The sequence below is a fragment of the Winogradskyella sp. UBA3174 genome (genome assembly GCF_002364335.1).
In the GTDB taxonomy this organism is placed as follows: domain Bacteria; phylum Bacteroidota; class Bacteroidia; order Flavobacteriales; family Flavobacteriaceae; genus Winogradskyella.
The window spans coordinates 491-2,732 of record NZ_DEXW01000065.1 but is presented as its reverse complement, the minus strand read 5'-3'; the positions used below and the strand labels follow the sequence as shown (position 1 = coordinate 2,732).

Here is a 2,242-nt window from a genome sequence, read left to right as displayed (position 1 = left end):
TACTCAAATAATTATTAAGCATTTGGTCTGTCATTAAAGCACCAATTAAAGCTTTATTTATAGCTTGATTGTATTCTAATCCTTTTGCATTTACATATCGTGTAGATCCTCCGCCAGCTTCTTGTATTTTGCCTGCTGTACCTGCAACCGCATCAGTATTCCAATTAGGAAAAACATCATTAACTTGATTAGCAATCCAACCATCAAAATCAGCTTTAATCGCATTAGCGTCAGTAGAATTAGCTGAAAAATAGTCGCTAGAGGCCGCTGTTTTGCTTCTTAAATTTTTTCCAGAATCATTTAAACCTATTCCAGTAAAGTAGTTTCCCGTATTGGTAAACATACCATCTAGTTCTAATTCTGTTTTGGTATTATCTTTTAATGCGGTCACAAACTCGTTACCCATTTGAATACGTGATGTTTGACCGCCATAACTTACGGTTCCAATTCCATTTCTCTCAAATTGATAAGTTGGAGGGGTAACAACTGCGTTACCTCCCGATCCATTATCGTCATCACTAGAGCATGAGGTAAATAAACCACCTATTACGCATAAACTTAAGACAATATTTCTGCTCAGTTTTTTACTGTTATTTCTGCTGTTAAATTTCATTTTCAATAATTTTGTTAATCTTATTAAGACTGGTTATAAATAATTTATGCAAAAGTAGTGCTGTAAGTTAAATCTACAAAGTTTATTTAGACTAAATTTAAATAAACTTTTAAATTGCTATTAAATCACTTATAATATCATGAAAGTTCAGATGAAATAAAGTCCCATTAATTAGATCTTCCAAGGCTTTTAACTCTAGAAAAGCAAAGTGAAACTCCCTATCTTTTTTTATCAACAAAACAACATTCAAAAGATCTATTTCATTGTTTAGGTTATCAATGTCACCTAAATGAGATAGAGCAGATTTAATGATTTCTTGTAAATCTACGAGTTCTTGATTGGTAAAATCAAACGCTATTTGACCAAAAACCAATTGTACTTTATTTAATTGACTAATGGTACAGCGCTTTAAAAAAAAAGAGGTTCCAAAATAGTTACAGTAAATAAGCTTTATATCATCCATTTAATTTAAAATTGCATTATAATCAATATCATCAATACTCAAAAATTCTATAGATTCATTTTCATTTTTGTCTTTATAGGCTAATAAAACTCTCAACTCTAGGACTTCTTGCCTATTAAACATAATAACCAAATTCTCTTGTGTTAGTGGTAAAGGTATTTTTCGTTGCATTCTAGAGCACGCATACTTATGCTCCCAATAGCCTACTTCTAATCCATCAACATAAGTTTTTAAGCGCTCTAATTCTTTTGTGGTAAGTGCAAAAAACAAATTATTAAATACCAAATGAAATAATTCACAATCTTCACAAAACAATAATTCTCCACTTTTAACTTGAGATAATACTTTTATACTTTTACACATATTCTTTTTATTTAGTAGCAATCTATTTTTATCTGTTCGTTATTTTCGAACACACTCAGTGGTTGCTTTAATTTTTCTGTTGTTATTTTATTTAAGACTTCTAAAACTCTGTTTTGCATAGCAATTGAACCACAAATCATTATAACTCCACCATTATTTAAAATCTCAGCTAAGAAAATAGCCTTCTCTACAATTAGATCTTGCACATAGATTTTTTCTTCAAGCTCTTGCGAATAAGCAATATGAAAGCTAGATAAAGCCTTTTCCTTAAAAGCTCTATCTATGATCTCTGAATATATTTTTAGGGAATCTTCTGTTCGTCCTCCCCAAAATAAGTGGGTTTTAATTTGGCTATCATTTTCACTTATCATTCCTAAAAATGGTGCGATACCAGTTCCGTTTGCAATCATTACAACTTGTTTTGCGTATGTTGGAAAATGAAAATCTAAGTTTCTTTTTATTTTAGTTTTCGTCATGCTTTTTAATGTTAGAGTATTTAATTGGCTAGAACAGATTCCGAAATCGTGCTTCTTTATACTTAAAAGAATAGTGTCTCCTACTCGACCTATAGAATACAAGCGTTCGATTCCGTCTTCTTCCGGATAAAAGGCTAATAAATCGCCTGACTGAAATTTCACTCTTTTATTAGGTCGAAGTTGAAGTAAAAAAGTGTCATCTACATTAAGTATGGTTTTTTTAACAACTTCAAAATTCTTTAACTTTTTTCTATTAATTTTTGGTTTTGGTCGCTCTATATTTAAGCTTAATTGTGTCGTTTTATTCCATTGGTTCAACCACGTTAT

At 30.6% G+C, this 2,242-nt stretch carries 3 protein-coding genes and 1 pseudogene; all 4 read right to left on the bottom strand.

The features are described 5' to 3' along the window. On the bottom strand, nt 1–613 hold a 613-nt coding region (locus tag B2U95_RS13075; protein ID WP_296316981.1), incomplete at its 3' end, for a DUF4856 domain-containing protein. Nucleotides 614–722: 109 nt separating this feature from the next. Then, entirely contained in the window at nt 723–1,076 is a 354-nt protein-coding gene (locus tag B2U95_RS13070) for a hypothetical protein (protein ID WP_296316980.1), read from the bottom strand. Next, on the bottom strand, nt 1,077–1,439 hold the full coding sequence (locus tag B2U95_RS13065; RefSeq protein ID WP_296316979.1) for a DUF6686 family protein: 363 nt from the start codon (nt 1,437–1,439) through the stop codon (nt 1,077–1,079). An 11-nt stretch (nt 1,440–1,450) separates the two neighbouring features. Continuing rightward, nucleotides 1,451–2,242, bottom strand: a pseudogene (locus B2U95_RS13060) (FAD-binding oxidoreductase); the annotation flags it as partial.